The 16,791-nt window shown below is 63.3% G+C and carries 16 protein-coding genes; 6 read left to right on the top strand and 10 right to left on the bottom strand.

The window, feature by feature from the left end; translation table 11 throughout:
• On the top strand, positions 1 to 1,104 hold the full coding sequence (gene hisC, locus ACK4FH_RS06075; RefSeq protein ID WP_409811858.1) for a histidinol-phosphate transaminase: 1,104 nt from the start codon (positions 1 to 3) through the stop codon (positions 1,102 to 1,104).
• Positions 1,104 to 2,042, top strand: a complete 939-nt coding sequence (locus ACK4FH_RS06080) for a prephenate/arogenate dehydrogenase family protein (protein WP_409811860.1) — start codon at positions 1,104 to 1,106, stop codon at positions 2,040 to 2,042. The genes hisC and ACK4FH_RS06080 overlap by 1 nt, the downstream gene beginning before the upstream one ends.
• A 1-nt stretch (position 2,043) precedes the next feature.
• Here the strand turns inward: ACK4FH_RS06080 and ACK4FH_RS06085 are convergent, their stop codons facing one another.
• Positions 2,044 to 3,132: a DUF2125 domain-containing protein gene (locus ACK4FH_RS06085; protein ID WP_409811861.1), complete on the bottom strand. Its 1,089-nt coding sequence runs from the start codon at positions 3,130 to 3,132 to the stop codon at positions 2,044 to 2,046.
• A gap of 80 nt (positions 3,133 to 3,212) precedes the next feature.
• Between ACK4FH_RS06085 and ACK4FH_RS06090 the strand changes: the two genes are divergently transcribed.
• Positions 3,213 to 3,761 carry a gamma-glutamylcyclotransferase gene (locus ACK4FH_RS06090; protein WP_409811863.1) on the top strand — a complete coding sequence of 183 codons (549 nt, stop codon included), beginning with the start codon at positions 3,213 to 3,215 and terminating at the stop codon, positions 3,759 to 3,761.
• Here ACK4FH_RS06090 and ACK4FH_RS06095 read toward each other — a convergent pair.
• The 7 genes from ACK4FH_RS06095 to ftsE all read right to left on the bottom strand — a co-directional run bounded on the left by ACK4FH_RS06095 (position 3,703) and on the right by ftsE (position 10,912).
• Positions 3,703 to 4,911, bottom strand: coding sequence for a winged helix-turn-helix domain-containing protein (locus tag ACK4FH_RS06095; RefSeq protein ID WP_409811864.1), 1,209 nt, complete (start codon positions 4,909 to 4,911; stop codon positions 3,703 to 3,705). The genes ACK4FH_RS06090 and ACK4FH_RS06095 overlap by 59 nt on opposite strands.
• The gene (locus ACK4FH_RS06100) at positions 4,908 to 5,342 is read right to left on the bottom strand and encodes a VOC family protein (protein ID WP_409811866.1); all 435 of its coding nucleotides are present in this window, start codon (positions 5,340 to 5,342) and stop codon (positions 4,908 to 4,910) included. Before ACK4FH_RS06100 ends, ACK4FH_RS06095 begins: the two co-directional genes overlap by 4 nt.
• A gap of 7 nt (positions 5,343 to 5,349) precedes the next feature.
• Entirely contained in the window at positions 5,350 to 7,665 is a 2,316-nt protein-coding gene (locus ACK4FH_RS06105; RefSeq protein ID WP_409811867.1) for an adenosylcobalamin-dependent ribonucleoside-diphosphate reductase, read from the bottom strand.
• A 157-nt stretch (positions 7,666 to 7,822) separates the two neighbouring features.
• The gene (locus ACK4FH_RS06110; protein WP_409811869.1) at positions 7,823 to 8,572 is read right to left on the bottom strand and encodes a lysophospholipid acyltransferase family protein; all 750 of its coding nucleotides are present in this window, start codon (positions 8,570 to 8,572) and stop codon (positions 7,823 to 7,825) included.
• Positions 8,573 to 8,593: 21 nt separating this feature from the next.
• Positions 8,594 to 9,217, bottom strand: a complete 624-nt coding sequence (locus ACK4FH_RS06115) for a YdcF family protein (RefSeq protein WP_409811871.1) — start codon at positions 9,215 to 9,217, stop codon at positions 8,594 to 8,596.
• 71 nt (positions 9,218 to 9,288) lie between these two features.
• The gene (locus tag ACK4FH_RS06120) at positions 9,289 to 10,260 is read right to left on the bottom strand and encodes a cell division protein FtsX (protein WP_409811872.1); all 972 of its coding nucleotides are present in this window, start codon (positions 10,258 to 10,260) and stop codon (positions 9,289 to 9,291) included.
• Positions 10,253 to 10,912 (bottom strand): cell division ATP-binding protein FtsE, encoded by a 660-nt coding sequence (ftsE, locus tag ACK4FH_RS06125; RefSeq protein ID WP_409811873.1) that lies wholly within the window; start codon positions 10,910 to 10,912, stop codon positions 10,253 to 10,255. Before ftsE ends, ACK4FH_RS06120 begins: the two co-directional genes overlap by 8 nt.
• A gap of 206 nt (positions 10,913 to 11,118) precedes the next feature.
• Here ftsE and ACK4FH_RS06130 point away from each other — a divergent pair, with 206 nt between their 5' ends.
• Genes ACK4FH_RS06130 through ACK4FH_RS06140 form a run of 3 tightly spaced genes read left to right on the top strand, consistent with a single transcriptional unit; the run spans position 11,119 to position 12,930 of the window.
• Positions 11,119 to 12,006 (top strand): zinc-ribbon domain-containing protein, encoded by an 888-nt coding sequence (locus ACK4FH_RS06130; protein ID WP_409811875.1) that lies wholly within the window; start codon positions 11,119 to 11,121, stop codon positions 12,004 to 12,006.
• 3 nt (positions 12,007 to 12,009) lie between these two features.
• On the top strand, positions 12,010 to 12,555 hold the full coding sequence (gene hpt, locus ACK4FH_RS06135) for a hypoxanthine phosphoribosyltransferase (protein ID WP_409811876.1): 546 nt from the start codon (positions 12,010 to 12,012) through the stop codon (positions 12,553 to 12,555).
• A 3-nt stretch (positions 12,556 to 12,558) separates the two neighbouring features.
• Positions 12,559 to 12,930, top strand: coding sequence for a response regulator (locus ACK4FH_RS06140; protein WP_409811878.1), 372 nt, complete (start codon positions 12,559 to 12,561; stop codon positions 12,928 to 12,930).
• Here the strand turns inward: ACK4FH_RS06140 and ACK4FH_RS06145 are convergent.
• Complete coding sequence (locus ACK4FH_RS06145) at positions 12,927 to 15,458, bottom strand: TIGR02302 family protein (protein ID WP_409811880.1); 2,532 nt, start codon at positions 15,456 to 15,458, stop codon at positions 12,927 to 12,929. The two genes, ACK4FH_RS06140 and ACK4FH_RS06145, sit on opposite strands and share 4 nt — an antisense overlap.
• A gap of 41 nt (positions 15,459 to 15,499) precedes the next feature.
• Positions 15,500 to 16,774, bottom strand: a complete 1,275-nt coding sequence (gene lysA / locus ACK4FH_RS06150; RefSeq protein ID WP_409811882.1) for a diaminopimelate decarboxylase — start codon at positions 16,772 to 16,774, stop codon at positions 15,500 to 15,502.
• Positions 16,775 to 16,791: the final 17 nt, after the last annotated feature.

A 16,791-nucleotide genomic window follows, 5' to 3' on the forward strand; every position in this document is an offset into this window, starting at 1 on the left:
ATGAAACGTCCCGAGCCGCAGCGCGGCGTTCTCGAAATTGAACCCTATGTCGGCGGCCGTGCGAGTGCATCGGGCGCTGGCAAGGCCTACAAGCTCTCGGCGAATGAAACGCCGCTGGGCGCAAGCCCGCGCGCGCGCGAGGCTTTTGTCGCAGCGGCAGAAAGCCTTGCACTTTATCCCGATGGCGGAGCGGACGAACTTCGCAACACGATTGCCAGGCGCTATAGCCTTGCGGCCGACAGGATTGTCTGCGGCGCAGGGTCGGACGAGCTGCTGCATCTTCTCGCCCAGGCCTATCTTGGCGAGGGCGACGAGGCGATTTCGACCGAGCATGGCTTTCTTGTCTATCCGATCGTCACCAAGGCGGCAGGCGCAACACCCATCATCGTGAAGGAAAAGAACCTTCGCACCGATGTCGATGCGATCCTTGCCGCCGTGACGGCGAAGACGAAGATCGTCTTCATTGCCAATCCGAACAATCCGACCGGCAGCTATCTGCCGTCCGATGAAGTACGCCGCCTGCAGGCGGGGCTGCGCCCCGACATTCTGCTGATCCTCGATGCGGCCTATAGCGAATATGTAAGCCGCAACGACTATGAGGCGGGTATCGAGCTTGTGGCGACATGTGAGAATGTTGTGATGACGCGCACCTTCTCGAAGATATACGGGCTTGCCGCGCTCCGTCTCGGCTGGATGTATGCGCCGGCGCATATCTGCGATGTGGTGAACCGTATTCGCGGGCCGTTCAACGTGTCGATCCCGGCATTGAAGGCTGGCGTCGCTGCCATGATCGATACCGATCATGTCGATGCGGCGCGCACGCATAACGATAAATGGCTCGCCTGGCTCACGGAAGAGATCGGCAATCTCGGGCTTGAGGTTGCGCCGAGTGTCGCGAATTTCCTGCTCATCCGCTTTCCGATGGAGCAGGGCAGGACGGCGCGCGATGCAGACACATTCCTCATGAAGCGCGGACTCATTCTCAGGCAGATGGTGAGCTATGGCTTGCCCGACTGTTTGCGCCTTTCCGTCGGCACAGAAGAGGCGAACCGCCTTGTTGTTTCGGCGCTTGCCGAATTCATGGGCCGGAAGGCGGGCGCGTGATGGGCGGTGATACACCTCATTTCGAGCGGGTGGCGCTGATCGGCCTCGGGCTGATCGGCGGTTCGCTCGGCCATGCGATGAAGCGCGGTGGCCTTGCCGGCCATGTCGCGGGCTATGCGCGTTCCGAAGCGACGCGAAGCCGCGCGCTCGAGATCGGCTTCATCGACAGCGCCCATGCGAGCGCGGCAGAAGCGGTGAAGGATGCCGATCTCGTCGTCGTTTGCACGCCGGTCGGCGCGCTCGGCATCGTGGCGGCGGAGATCGAGCCGCATCTCAAGAGGGGTGCGATCCTTACCGATGTCGGTTCGGTGAAACTCGCGGTCATTCGCGACATGGGTCCGCATGTGCCGGAAGGCGTGCATTTCATTCCCGGTCACCCGATCGCGGGTACGGAACAATCGGGCCCCGATGCCGGCTTTGCCGAGCTCTTCGACGGGCGCTGGTGCATTCTCACGCCGGTGCCGGGCACGGACCAGGGGGCTATCGACAGGCTCAGCGCCTTCTGGACAGATTGCGGCTCGAAGGTCGATGTAATGGAGCCGAAGCATCACGATCTCGTGCTCGCGATCGTGAGCCATCTGCCGCATATCATCGCCTACAATATCGTCGGCACGGCGAGCGATCTCGAAACGGTGACGCAGTCCGAAGTCATCAAATATTCGGCGTCGGGCTTTCGCGACTTCACGCGGCTTGCGGCCTCCGATCCGACGATGTGGCGCGACGTCTGTCTCAACAACAAGGAACCGATTCTCGAAATGCTTTCGCGTTTCTCCGAGGATCTGACGGCGCTGCAACGCGCGATCCGCTGGGGCGATGGCGACAAGCTGTTCGATCTCTTCACGCGCACCCGCGCCATCCGCCGCTCCATCGTGGATGCCGGACAGGATACGGATGCGCCGAATTTCGGCCGCACGCCGATTCAGAAGAAGCCGAATTGATTCAATAGAGTGGCGAGAGCCTCGCCACGGCGAGCGGGCCGAGATAGAGACGGCCCTTCTCCATGATGATCGGGACCTGGACCTCATCCGAGCGATTGCCCTGAAACTGCGAGACGAGAATGAGGCCCGCGAGTGCAATGCGGGCTTCGTCTTCCTTCACAAGACCTTCCGCCGTCATCGCCTCGACGAGGGACTTGAAATCCGTCACCCGTGCATTGAGGCGGCCCTCCGGCCGATTTTTCCGGTCGAGCGAAAGCTCGCCATTTGCCGTGAGGTCGAGTGGGCCCCATTTCACGATGAGATCGGATATGGCGAGCGTGCCGCCGGTATCGCGCCACGCGTCGAGCAGTTCGATAGCGCTGACATGGCGCGTATCTGGCACGTCGCGCAGCCGCGCCTGCATCAGGAGATGCGACATGTCATTGCCGAGAACCGGCACGCGATGTTCGCTTTCGACTGTGACGCCCTCTGCCCGCAATGCAAAGTCGTAAGCCGCCGGGATGAGTTCGTCCTGATCGGTCGTGGCGGGGCGCGTGTGAAGCTGGAAGCGCGTGAGCTTTGCCCGTTCGCTTGTGTTGCTTGCGCCGCGAATGTGCTGTGCGTCGAGTTCATTGATGTCGATCGCAAGGCGGCCGAAAGGCATGTCCTTCAGATCGACATAGCTTGCCTGCGCCTTTTCGGCGGTGGCGCGAATCTCGTTCTGCGAAAAACCCCGGCCGAGCGGCTCGCGGTAACGGATCAGATGTTCGCGGCCAAGCGTCAGCACGGCATGGCGCAGATTGTATGGCAGCAAAGAGACGGAGGCACGCTCGCTCCGCCATTCCCAGGCTTCGGGTGCGTCCGGCGCGCTGGCGGCGGGCTGCATGAAGGCCGCTTCGATCCGGTAGGGATAGCCGCGCATGGAAAATTCGCCCCAGCCGGTCACGAGGCCGTGCTGAGACTTGGCGGAAAATTCCTCGACCTGCTTGCGGATTTCGCCCGTGACCGAGAACCAGTAGACGGTGTAGATCGCGACTAGCGCGATGAAGGCGAGCGCGGGCCCCGCGATACCCCAACGAATGCCCGATTTCGGTTCCGTTCCTGCCGTCATGTTTTCCCGATTATCCTTCATGGCATTTTGCGCGCCGCCTTGCGGTCCGATTATAGTGGCCGCGGCAAGGGGACGACAGAATGCAGGATTTGTGGGTCTTTGGATATGGTTCGCTGATGTGGCGGCCGGGTTTCGAGCATGAGGAGCGGAGGCCGGCGCTGCTGCGCGGCTATCACCGCTCCTTCTGCGTCTATAGCCATGTCCATCGCGGCACGCCGGAGAGGCCAGGTCTCGTTTTCGGGCTCGATGCGGGCGGCTCATGTCGCGGTGTTGCCTTTCGGGTGGAGGCTGCGCGGGCAGAGGAAACGAAGCGTTATTTGCAGGCGCGCGAGCAGGTGACGCTTGTCTATCGCGATGTGGTGAAGCCGGTGGAGCTTGTCGGTAGCGGAGAGCGCGTCGAGGCGCTTTGCTTCGTCGTCGACCGCGCGCACCAGCAATATGCCGGGCGGCTCGATTTCGAGGATCAGGTGCGATTGATCGCGGAAGGCGAGGGGCGTTCGGGAAGGAATCCCGACTATCTGGAAAGCACGGTGCGGCATCTCAATGAGGCGGGATTGCCCGATGAAGGTCTCACCCGGCTTTGGCGCGCCGTAGAGCAGCGTCTGCGTCAATCTCGGGCGTCTCCGTAAAGCGGCCGAGCGTTTCGAGTGCGGCGCGAATATCCTTCTCGCGCATTTTCGTCAGCTTCGCGCCGGGCTCAAGCCAGAGGCCCTTCACTTCGAGCCTTCCTTCGCCCCGATGCGCCTTCACATCGGCGCGGCCTGTGAAGCTGTCGCCTTCCAGCAGCGGCAGCACGTAGTAGCCATAGCGCCGCTTTCTTTCGGGCACGAAAATCTCGATGCGGTAGTCGAAGCCGAACAGGCGTTCCGCGCGCTTGCGGTCGCGGATGGCGGGATCGAAGGGCGAGAGAAATCTTGTTTCGGCAGGCGCCTCTTCCGCGCTCGCAAGACGTGCCTCGATATCGGCGGGCGCCAGCGCCTGCTTCCATGCGCCGTCGGCACCTTCAACCGAAACCTCGATAATCTCCTTTCGCTTCAACGCCTTTGCCGTCCAGTCCTTCGCATCGGCGATGGAGACAAGATGCCAGAAAGCGGCGACCTCCTGCGGCGTCGCAAAGCCGAGACGGTCGAGCGCGGCGCGGCAGGCCCAATCCCGCGTCGCGGCTTCCGAGGGACGCGCGCGGCGCTGTTCTTCCGGGATCACGCGGTCGGCGAGGTCATAAACCTTTTCGAATCCTTCGCGCCGCGCAATCGCTACATCGCCTGTGCGCCAGAGCATTTCGAGCGCCGTTTTCGACGGGCCCCACCCCCACCAGCCGCCGGCTCCCTTGTCCTCGAAATCCCGCGCCATCAAGGCGCCTTCGCGCTTGAGCCGCGCGCGGACATTGCGCAGCACCTTCTCGCCGTCGGGGCCGAAACGCTCCTGCCAGCGCGGGTTTTCCTCGATCCGCACCTTTGCTGCGCGGAAGCGATGCCGCCAATGGGGGTAGAATTCCATCGGCACGAGCGAGGCGTCATGGGTCCAGTGCTCGAAGAGCGATGCCTCGTCATGATGAAGCGCGGCAAGATGCTCGCGGCGATAGGCAGGCGCGCGCGAAAAGAGGATCATGTGATGGGCGCGCTCGACAGCATTCACGGAATCGAGCTGAACGAAGCCGAGGCGGCGGACGAGGCCGAGCGTGGTATCCGCATCGTGCCGCCCGGCAGGTGCGCCGGTCAGCGCATGGTGATCAAGGAAGAGGCGCCGTGCGTCCGCATTGCCGATCTTGAGCCTGCTCATGTGCCGGACTGTTCTCGCGGTTCATAGACGAATTCGAGCTTGAGCCCGTCGGGGTCGGCGAACATCACAGCATAGTAGCCCTTGCCATATTCCTGATAGTCAGCCGGCGGGTCGAGCACGGTCGCGCCGATTTCGAGCAACAGCGCATGAAGCCGGTCCACATCCTCGCGGCATTCGGCAATCCAGGCGACATGATGGAGTCCCGGCGAATAGCGGTCATGGATGCGGCTGGCATTTTCCCCGCGCGCGCGAAAGATGCCGATGGTGGGAAGCTGGTCGCGTGACGCGGCATGCTCCCAGTCGATGCCGTTTTCATCTTCCGACCAGCGCCTATAGCCCATGAAGCCGAGTACGGCATCATAGAAGGGGGCGGAGGCCCAAGGGTCTTTCACCGTGAGATCGAGATGATGGATGAAGCCGCGCGCGCTCACGCCCGACTCAACTGCACTTCGAGTAGCCGCAGGAGGTGCAGGTTTCGCAGCCTTCCTGGCGCACCATGCCGCGTTCGCCGCAGCGCGGGCAGCCTTTGAGTGCGCTGCCTGCATTATTGGGCGGCGGCGGGTCGCCTGCGACGGCGCGGAGCGCCTCCGTCACCGGGCGGCCGTCGCTTGCCGATATGAAGCCCGTGTCGATCATGTGCTGTTCGATCACCTCGCCGATGGCGGCAAGGAGGCTCGGTACATAGCGGCCTTTCATCCATGTGCCGCCGCGCGGGTCGAACACGGCTTTCAGTTCTTCCACCACGAAGGTGACATCGCCGCCGCGGCGGAAGACGGCTGAGATCATCCGTGTCAGCGCCACAGTCCAGGCGTAGTGCTCCATGTTCTTCGAGTTGATGAAAATCTCGAAGGGGCGTCTGCGTCCGTCCTGCAATATGTCGTTGATGGTGATGTAGATCGCGTGGTCGCTTTCCGGCCATTGCAGCTTGTAGGTGAAGCCCGGCAGCACCGTTTCGCGCTCGAGCGGCTTCGACATATAGACGACGCCATCCTTCTCATAGCGTTCGGGATGCGGTGCCGGTGCTGCAAGCGGCAGGGCCGCCTGTTCTGCGGGTGCGGGTGCTTCGTCGACGAAGAGAACGGAGCCGCGCACATCGCTCGGGCGATAGGTGGTGCAGCCCTTGAGGCCCTTTTCATAGGCGTCCATATAGACGTTCTTGAAATCCTCGAAGGAAATGTCGGCCGGCACGTTGATCGTCTTCGAGATGGAGCTGTCGATGAAGTCCTGCACGGCGGCCTGCACGGCGATGTGCTCGGCGGGCGTCAGTTCCTGCGCGTTGACGAAATAATCGGGCAGCGCCGTTTCCGCGCCGAACGTCTCGTGGAAGCGGTCGACGGCGAAATCGCTCACGCGCTCCTCGCGCCTTGTGCCATCCGGCAGCAGCACCTTGCGCTTGTAGGAATAGGCGAAGACAGGCTCGATGCCGGAGGACACATTGCCCGCGAAAAGCGAGATCGTGCCGGTCGGCGCAATCGAGGTGACGAGCGCGTTGCGGATGCCATGTTCGGCAATTGCCTCGCGCACATCCCGGTCAAGACCGGAGACGGTTTCGCCGCCGAGATAGGCGTCGGCAACGAAGAGCGGGAAGGGGCCCTTCTCCTTTGCAATATCGACAGAGGCGAGATAGGCGGCACGCGACAGCACCTTCATCCATTTGCGGATGAGTGCAAGCGAGGCATCCGAGCCATAGCGCGTGCGGCACATGATAAGGGCGTCGGCAAGGCCCGTGACGCCAAGGCCGATGCGGCGCTTCGCCTGCGCCTCGTGGCGCTGTTCGGGCAGCGGGAAACGTGACACGTCGATCGTGTTGTCCATCGCGCGCACGGCGACGCGGACGAGGCCGTCGAGTTCCGCCTCGTCGATATGGGCTGCTTCGGTGAAAGGCTCTTTCACCAATGCTGCGAGATTGATCGAGCCAAGCAGGCAGGCGCCATAGGGCGGCAGGGGCTGCTCGCCGCAAGGGTTCGTCGCGTGGATCGTCTCTGCGTAATAGAGATTGTTCCGCGCATTGATGCGGTCGATGAAGATGACACCGGGTTCCGCATAGTCATAGGTTGCATGAATGATGCGGTCCCAGAGCGCGCGGGCCTTCAAGGTCTTGTAGACCGTGCCGCCAAAGACGAGATCCCAGTCCGCGTCCTTCCTCACCGCTTCCATGAAGGGATCGGTCGCGAGCACCGAGAGGTTGAACATGGTGAGGCGGCCTGCCTCCTGCTTCGCCTCGATGAAGGCTTCGATGTCGGGATGGTCGCAGCGCATGGTCGCCATCATGGCGCCGCGGCGCGAGCCGGCCGACATGATGGTGCGGCACATCGCATCCCAGACATCCATGAAGGAGAGTGGACCGGAGGCGTCTGCGCCCACACCCTTCACCGGCGCGCCCTTCGGGCGCAGCGTCGAGAAGTCGTAGCCGATGCCGCCGCCCTGCTGCATGGTGAGGGCGGCTTCCTTCAGGCCTTCGAAGATGCCCGCCATCGTGTCGGGGATTTCGCCCATCACGAAGCAGTTGAAGAGCGTCACATCGCGACCCGTGCCTGCGCCCGCGATGATGCGGCCGGCGGGGAGGAAGCGATACCCCTCGATCGCCTCGCGGAATCGGGCTTCCCAATGGGCGCGGGCTTCGGGCGCTTCCGCTTCCGCGAGCGCCCTGGCCACGCGGGACCATGTGTCCGCGACCGTGAGGTCGAGCGGCGTCCCGTCCTCGGCATGGAGGCGGTATTTCATGTCCCAGATCTGTTCGGCGATCGGATGCATCGTGTGTCACTTGAAGATGTGGGCAGGGACGCAGTCTAGCATGACGAAGGCACAATATGTTCCTATTTTGTGCCTTTAATGGCTCACAGGCGGCCTCAGGCTAACTGGCTGAAATTACGTTTTGATTAGCCATGCCCCCGTTACCCACAGGGTAATATCAGGCGTTTTCCACAGCCCTGGTGGCGATAGCGGAAGGGCCCCCCGCCTCGCCGGCCAGCCGGGCGGCGGCCGCTTCCACGCGGGTTTCCAGCGTTTCCATGAAGGTCTTTCGGTCGAGGCCCGGCGGGATCGGCTCCAGGAATTCGAGAACGATGGTACCGGGCTTGCGGGCAAAGCCGCGCCGCGCCCAGAAGAGGCCCGAATTAACGGCGGCCGGTACGCAGGCGACGCCGAGCTGGCGATAGAGCGCGGCGGCGCCGGGCTTGTATTCAAGCTTGGTGCCGGGGGCGGAGCGCGTGCCTTCGGGGAAGATCACAATGGGGCGGCCTTCGGCCACCGCCGCCTTGCCCTGTGCTACGAGGCGGCGGATTGCCGCCGATGCCGCGCCGCGGTCGATCGCGATCATGCGCGTCTTCTGTGCATACCAGCCATAAAAGGGGATCCAGAGAAGCTCGCGCTTCAACACCATGGCAGGCCGGTTCAGGATCGCGGTCATCACCACCGTGTCCCACATGGACTGGTGTTTCGACGCGACGAGAACGGCGCCTTGCGGCAGCGTGCCCCTGATCTCGTAATTCGTGCCGGCGATCACCTTGAGCAACCAGAGCGTCGCATGCGACCAGAGCGCCATCGCCCTGAAGGTCAGGCCGCGCGGCAGCAGGAAGAGCGGCGCGCAGCCGATCACCATCACGACGGACATGGCGTAGAAGCTCAGATTGAATGCGGCGGAGCGCAGAAAGAGCAGCAAGCGATGTTTCCTTCCGTCGCTTCAGTTGTGCATCGACGCGCGGCCATAGGCGAGCGTCAGCAGGAATTTCGTGTATTCGGAAATGAGGAGGCGCGTCGTTCCCGGATAGGCCCACCAGCCGTCGAGATGCAGCGTGTCCTGAAAGACCGGAAAGGGCGTGATCTCGACATCGGGCATGGCGCGGCCGAGTTCGAGCGTTGCGCGCGGCAGGTGATAGGTGCTGGTGACGAGAATGATCGAGCGGTAGTTGCGCTCGCGGACCCATTCGGCGGTTTCCGTGGCATTGCCGACGGTATTCGCTGCCATGTAGCCGATGTCGATACAGCAATCGAATTTCGGTGCCTCGCCCGGCACGATGTTCTTGAGAGAAGCGGCCGTGACGTCGGGGTGAACGCCGGTGATGAGAAGGCGCGTGCCCTTGCCCTGTTCGAGAAGGCGATAGGCAACGGTAATGCGGTCGGGTCCGCCGGTCAGGGCGACGATGCCGTCTGCCACCTGCACCTCGGCGGGAGGTGTCCGTTCCAGCGTCGCGGTAAAAATGAAGAAGCCGGCCGTATATCCGGCTGCAATCAGCACAGCGATGCCGACTGCAATCCGGATGATGCGCTGCCTTATCTTTTCCCGCAGCGTTTGCGTCGCCGCCATTGCCGGGTTCCGCCCCTTGCCAGATTTTCTGTGGCCCATGATAGGTGTGCCGGGGACGAAGTTAAAGCGCCTCAGAGCATGCGCTCGAGCGAGTTCAATACCGTCATCCGGGCCGTTGTGAGTGTGACGAAAGCGGCCGCTATGGGTATGGCAAGGAGGACGGGGTAGTGCTCTATCGCCAGGCCAGAAGCCGCGATGAGGAACATGTCTCCGGCGCCACCCGCGAGCCCAAGCACAAGAAAAGTGATCGCCCCGGCGGCCGTGCCGATGAGCCCGCCGCGAAAACCGAGATGCAGGAAATGCCGCTGCACTTCGGAAGCGATGAAGCGGTCGCGCGCGCCGATCAGATGCAGCACTTCCACCACCTCGCGATTTGCCGACAGACCGGCGCGCGTGGCGAAGATGACGATGGCGACGGTCGTGCCCGCAACCACGGCAAGAACGCCGAAGGCAAGCCAGGTGGCGGATAGTGCCGCGCGCATCAATTCGTTGCGCCATTGCCTGTGCGTATCGAGCGAGGCGCCGGGCGCAGCGGCGGCAATGTCGATTGCAAGCTGTGACAGGTCGGGCGGGCTCTTACTGCCGATGCGGATATCGATGAGGCTCGGCAATGGCAGGTCGTCCGTGACAAGGCCTTGTCCGAGCCAGGGTTCGAGAAGGGCTGCCGTTTCCTCGCGACGCAGCGGCGTTGCCGAGACGATGCCGGGCGCTGCCGCCAGCACCGACATCACGGCGTCGATCTGGTCTTCTGCCGCCATGTCGCGCGAGGGGCGCAGCTCCACGGTAAGCGAGCCGGAGATTTCGGAAGTCCATTCGCGCGTCTTGTCGTTCACGGAAAGGGCGGCACCGAGCGCAAGACTTGCGAGGAAACACATGGCCGCGACAACGAGCATCAGCGGCAGTCCCGTTGCGCCCGCAGCAGGCATGACGCTGCGCGTTTCGACCAGCAGCGATGCGAGCATGGCGCCGGGCCCGCGCCCCTCTTCTTCCTGGAGCGGGGGCAGGGGGCGGCCACGTGGAGGCTGGCGGCGGGGATCAGCCACGGATCGTAAGCCCTCCATTGCGCAGGACGAGTTCGGGTGCGCCCGCCGCATCCACAAGGGCGCGGTCATGGGTCGCGATCAGCACCGAGGTGCCGAGCCGGTTCAGTTCCACGAAAAGCCGGAGCAGGCGCTGGCCCATTTCCGGGTCCACATTACCGGTCGGTTCGTCGGCGAGCAGCAGATCGGGCTGGGCAACGACCGCCCGTGCGATGGCGGCGCGCTGCTTCTCGCCGCCCGAAAGCGTCGGAGGCCGGGCATTCAGCCGGTCGCCGAGGCCGACCCAGGTGAGCAGTTCCTCGACGTCGTCGCGGTAGGTCTCTTCCTTCCGGCCCTGAATTTTCAGCGGCAGCGCCACGTTCTCATAGGTCGTCAGATGGTCGAGCATCCGGAATTCCTGGAACACGACGCCAATCCGCCGCCTGAGTGCGGGGAGCTCGGTCCGGGGGAGTGTCGCCACATCCTTGCCGAACATCGTGATGAGGCCGCGCGAAGGGCGGTTCGCCAGGAACATGAGCTTCAGCAGGGAAGTCTTGCCGGCGCCGGACGGGCCCGTGAGAAAGTGAAACGAGCCCGGCGCGAGGTGAAAGCTCACATCGCGCAGGACCTCCGGCCCCATGCCGTAGCGCATGCCCACATTCTCGAAGCGAATCATGGAGCGACGGTATCATGGAACCGCCGGGCCGGCGCGGCTTCGGCCGGCCGGAAGGCCATGTTTTCTGCCGGATTCCGGCGAAAGATGTGACGCTTTTAACCCGGCTTTAACCACGCGCGGACATTCAATAGGCTCATCGGAAGCTCTGCCGTGCGGTGCGGCGGGCAAGTTCTGTTCGACAGCTCGGAATCGCCGGATTTCCCTGGATGATTATCACTTGCCCATCCTGCACGTCGCGCTATCCCGTCAATGCGGCTTCCTTCGAGCCAGCAGGACGGAAGGTGCGCTGCGCCAAATGCGGCCATAGCTGGCATCAGATGCCGGAAGCTGCAGAAGTGTCCGTGGCGGCGCCTGCCGCCGCAGCATCGCCTGCAGGCCGCAAGAAGATATTTGGCGAGAAGACGAAGCCGGAATCTGTAGTTGCCGCAGCGCCGACGCCGGCAGATGCCGCTTCGCAGGCGGACGATATCGTCTTCGCCGAAATGGAAATGCCGGCCGAAGCTGCACCGGAGCCGGCACCCGTGACGCGGACAAGCGTTGCCGCCGATATCGGCAACAGGTTCCGCAGGGAAGTGCGGCGAGCCGCCTCGATGCGCCGCGGCCGCGCGCTCATTGCGGCGGGCTGGGTGCTGCTCGCCCTCTTTGTCACGAGCACGATCAGCGCTGGCTATTCGTATCGCTATGAAATCGCTGCCTGGTGGCCCGCCACGACCAAGGTCTATGCTGCTGCGGGCGAAGAGATCAATCTTCGCGGACTCGAATTCCGCAATGTCGCCTATGAGCGTCAGACCGAGGAAGGTCTGCCCGTTCTCGCCATCACCGGTGAGGTCGTGAACATCACGGAAAAGCGCGTGGCGCTGCCCAGGCTGCGTGTCGGCCTTCGCGACGAGAACCAGAACGAACTCTATCACTGGACCTTCGCGCTGGATGAAACGGCGCTGCCGCCAAACGAGGCGGTTTCCTTCATCACGCGGCTTTCGAGCCCGCCGCCGGAATCGCGCGATATCGAAATACGCTTTGCCGATATATCGGGCATGGTGTCGGACGCCGGACATGCTGCGCCGGATGCGGGTGTTGCGCCCGCAAGCGAATAGCGAATGAGCCGGATTGCGCCGCAGGGCGCAAAGATCGCAGTTCTCTTCACTGCCGATGAAATTGCCTTACGCGTAAAGGAACTCGCAGCCGAGATCGCTTCCTCGATGGAACGCGATCTGCTCGTTATTCCGATCCTGAAGGGCAGCTTCATTTTCGCCGCCGATCTGCTGCGCGCCCTGCATGAGGCTGGCGTTGAGCCCGACATGGATTTCATCAGCCTGTCGAGCTATGGCGCGGGCACGCAATCGCTGGGCGAAGTGCGCATTGTCCGCGATACGGAAGCGCCGATAGAAGGCCGCGATGTGCTTGTCATCGACGATATACTTGAATCGGGCCGCACACTCGCCTTCGCAAAGGACCTTCTTGTGGCGCGCGGTGCGCGGCATGTCCGCACCTGCGTGCTGCTCGACAAACCCGGCAAGCTCGCAGTCAGCATGAAGGCCGACTTCACCGGGTTCAAATGTCCCGACAGGTTTGTCGTCGGCTATGGCATGGATGTCGCCCATGCCTGGCGGCAACTGCCCTTTGTCGGCTATGTGGAGCGCTGAGACATGGCGCGCATTCTCGTTGCCGAAGACGAGCCCGACGTTCTGACTTTCGTCGTGCGCGCGCTGCGCGGTGCCGGGCACGAGGTCGAGGGTGCGGGCGATGGGAGTGATGCGCTGGCGGCACTTGCCCGCGCGCGGGAGTCGGGCCGCGCGCATGATCTTCTGCTGACCGATATTCTCATGCCGGTGATGGATGGCGTGTCGCTTGCGCTGCTTGCCTCGCGCGATCAGCCGGCGCTGCGCATCATGCTGATGACGGGCTACTCCGACCAGCGCGAGCGCGCGCATGGTCTGGAGGCCATCATCCACGACATTCTTCTGAAGCCCTTCACGCTCGACGAGCTCGTCATGCGTGTTCAGTCGGCGCTCGGCTAGAAGCGCCGGAGCAGTCTTTCCAGATAGTCGAGTTCGATCTGCGGCCGGCCAAGGTCTCGCGCACGCTCGCGCAATTCGTCGAGAATCTGCTGCGCGCGCTGCATGTCGATGCTGTCAGGTATGCCAGAGCCCCGTATGTCACCCGGACCCGATTCCTGCCCCGGGCCCCGGCCCTGCTGCGGGCGTCCGAACGGATCGGACCTTGCCTGTCCGCGGCCTCTTCCCTTTCCATTGTGTCCTGCCATCAATTTCTCGGCAAGCGCCTGTGTGCCTTCCCGCATTTTCTCGATAGCTGTGCCTTGCGAGGCCATGGCACGGTCGGCGCGTGCGGCATCGAGCCGCGCTTTCGCATCCTCCATCGCGCCAAGCGCCTCGAGCAAAGCGTCCGGCGGTTCCTCACCCTTTTCCTTCAGCTTGCCGAGGATCTTGTCGAGCTCCTCTTTCAGGTCTTCCTGCTCCCCGGCGAGATCGTCGAACGGCTTTTCCTCCGATTGAAAACCGAGCTTGCGGTCGGCATCGGGGTCGAGGCGGAGAGCCTCGAGCTCACGGAAGGTCCGGTCCAGAAGGTCGCGCTGGGCGGCGACGATGCCGTCCATTTCCTCAATTGCCTGGGACATGGCCTCTTCGCCCGGCGTCATGCCGAAAGGCTGATCCGCCAGTTTCAGGTTTTCGAGGATGTTCTGGAGTTCGGCGAGCAAAGCCTGCGCCTGTTCAGTGGCGCCGCTTTCGGCGAGTTCGGCAATCGTGTCGAGCAGTGCCTGCAGGTCTACGGCGTCGATATATTCAGCGCCCTCATCGGCAAAATTGTTCAGCATTTCCGTGCCGTCGAAGGCGGCAAGTTCGGAAATGGCGTTCATGTAGCGCTCGAATGCGTCGCGCAATTCCTGCGTCAGCCGCGAAATCTCGGCGGCATCCGCGCCTTCCGCCAGCGCCTCAGCCAGAGCGTCGCGGGCGGCGCGAAGATCGCGTTCGGCCAGAGAAAGATCACCATCCTCAATGCGCAGCGCGATCGACCAAAGCAGGTCGAATATGCCCGTGAGGTCCGTATCGCGCGTCGCTTCGGTCAGGCGCCAATAGGCTGCACGAAGCGTGAGATAGACAATCTTGTCCTCTATGTAGCGGTCGGAATCCTGCGTGAAATTGTCGATAAAGCGTGCCACGCCCGGGCCAGAGCGTGGATCGAGCGCGAGGCGGCGGCGCTGCTCCACGATGGCGCGCGCGAGCGGCTGGGTGAATTCGCGTTCGGGCAGCACCATCGCGACCGGATCGGCGCGGCCTTCCTGGCCGGCATCATCCATCACGGCGAGCGTGATCGTGACGGGCAGGCCGGCCCAGGGATGAGCGGTGAGTTCTGCATAGGTCGTGCCTTCCGCTTCGCGCGGACGCTGCGAGGGAAATTTCAGCGCGATGCCGGGCGCGGTCACGCGGGGCTCCGGCGCAGAGATCTTTTCATCGCCGGTTTCGACGCCGCTGCGATCGAGTTCAATTCGCGCTTCGCCCGAAGCAATGCCGAAATCGTCCTCGACACGATAGGAAAGGCGCAGCGCCCGCGATGCGGATTGCGTCACCGGCTGCGTCAGCTCGATTTTGGGCGGCATGTCGGGCGTGATGTCGAAGCGCCAGCCGCGGATCATCCGGCCGCCTTCGGTAAGAATGAGATTGCCGCTCTCCTTCAGAGTCGCATCTATGGCGAAGCTGCCCTCGCTGACCGCCTTCAGTTCTTCGGGCTTCTCGCGTTCGCCGTCATGGCGCTCAAGCACCGGCGCGGTCCGCAGGCCGTGAACACGGACAGACAAGGTGCTGCCCTGCGGCACGGTAATCATCTCGTCCCTTGGGGCCGCTTCGGCATTTGCCTGTTCAAGGTAGAGCGGCGGCTTGCGGGTATAGGCAGGCGGTGTCACCCAGGCCTCGATACTTGCCGCGCGTCCGCCCATTGCGCCGGGCAACAAGGCATCGGCGATGCGGCTGACATGTCCCGGCCCCGTTCCTGCGACCGAAACCACAAGCAGCAGCAGAACGGCGGCCCGCATGGCATAGGGATCCCGGCTCGCCAGCACCGAATCCGGCAGTCCGAGGCGCAGCCGCGTCATCCGCTCGGCGATCCAGCGCCGATGCGCCGCCCACAGCGCAACATCCCCTGTTTGCGGCGCGGGAAGGTCCTCATAGGCCGAAAGCGGCGAATGCGGCAGGCCGGAGGATTTTTCGAGATGGCGGAGTGCATCTTTGCGGCCTGGCCAGCGGAAGCCGCGAAAGCCCCGCCAGATCAGCCAGACGAGACCGGCGCCGAAGCCGGCGAGCAACATCCAGTGGAGGCCGGGCGCCAGACCTTCAAACAATCCGAACAGCGCAAGCGCGATGAAGGAGCCGGCCAGTGCGCCTGCGGGCCAGAGAGCAGGCAGCAGCGCCTCGAAGGCGAGCAGCGCGCGCGAAACATTCACCCGGCGCTCGACGCGTGGCGGCAGTTTCGGCGCGGATGCGCGGCCGGTTTCCCCGGCGCGGTTTTTCGGTTCTTCGGTCGGGCCGGTCAAAGCCTCTTGCCCCAATGCAATTTCATTGTGGCTCCGGCGCGTTACGGCCGGTCTAGCCAGTCAGGGATGATATCCTGTTTCAGCATTGCGTCATAACTGGGGCGTGCGCGCACTTCCCGGAAGCTCGCGCCCTTGACCATGACTTCGGGCACAAGCGGCCGCGTATTGTAGGTCGAAGCCTGCACTGCGCCATAGGCGCCAGCCGACATGACGGCAACGAGATCGCCGCTTTTCAGGCGCGGCAGGTTCCGCCCCTTGGCGAAGAAATCGCCCGTTTCGCAGACCGGACCGACAACGTCATAGGTCATGCCATCCGTGCCATCGGCCGGTTCCTTCACCGGGCGAATATCGTGATAAGCATCATAGAGGGTGGGGCGAATGAGATCGTTCATCGCTGCATCGAGAATGAGAAAGGCTCGGTCGTCGCCCTGCTTTTCGTAAATGACCCGGCTTACCAGAATGCCTGCATTGCCCGCAATCAGCCGGCCCGGTTCGAAGGTGAGCTGGCAGCCGAGATGACCTATGGTGCGCTTCACCATCGCGGCATATTCATCCGGATGCGGAGGGACGTCATTGTCGCCGCGATAAGGGATGCCGAGCCCGCCGCCGAGATCGATATGGGCGATCGGATTGCCCTCCGCGCGAAGAGTCTCGACCATCGATGCGACGCGGGCAAAGGCGGCGGCAAAAGGCTCGAGGTCGGTCAGCTGGCTGCCGATATGGACGTCGATGCCATCTGCCTCGATGCCGGGCAGTTCGCGCGCCCGGGCGTAGACGGCGGGCGCTCGCTTCCATGAGATGCCGAACTTGTTTTCCGCCTTGCCGGTAGCGATCTTTTCATGCGTCTTCGCATCGACGTCCGGGTTTACCCGGATTGCGACACGCGCTGTCAATCCGCGCGCGGCGGCGAGCTGAGACAGGAGTTCGAGCTCGGGTTCGGATTCCACGTTGAAGCGGTCGATGCCGGTTTCCAGCGCGAAGGCCATTTCCCCTTCGGTCTTGCCGACGCCGGAAAAGACGATCTTGCCGGGCGTCACGCCGGCGGCCAGCGCGCGGCGAAGCTCGCCTTCGGACACGACATCGGCACCTGCGCCCTGCCGGGCCAGCGTCGCCACAACGGCGAGGTTCGAATTCGCCTTTACCGAGTAACAGACGCGTGCGGGCTGGCCCTTGAAGGCATCGGCAAAGACACGGTAGTGCCGCTCGAGCGTGGCGCTCGAATAGCAATAAAACGGCGTGCCGATCGCGGCCGCGATTTCAGGTATGGCAACATCTTCGGCATGGAGAATGCCGCCACGATAGTCGAAGTGATGCATGTCACGGTCCGGTCAGG

This window comes from Parvibaculum sp. (assembly GCF_046297875.1).
Lineage (GTDB): Bacteria > Pseudomonadota > Alphaproteobacteria > Parvibaculales > Parvibaculaceae > Parvibaculum.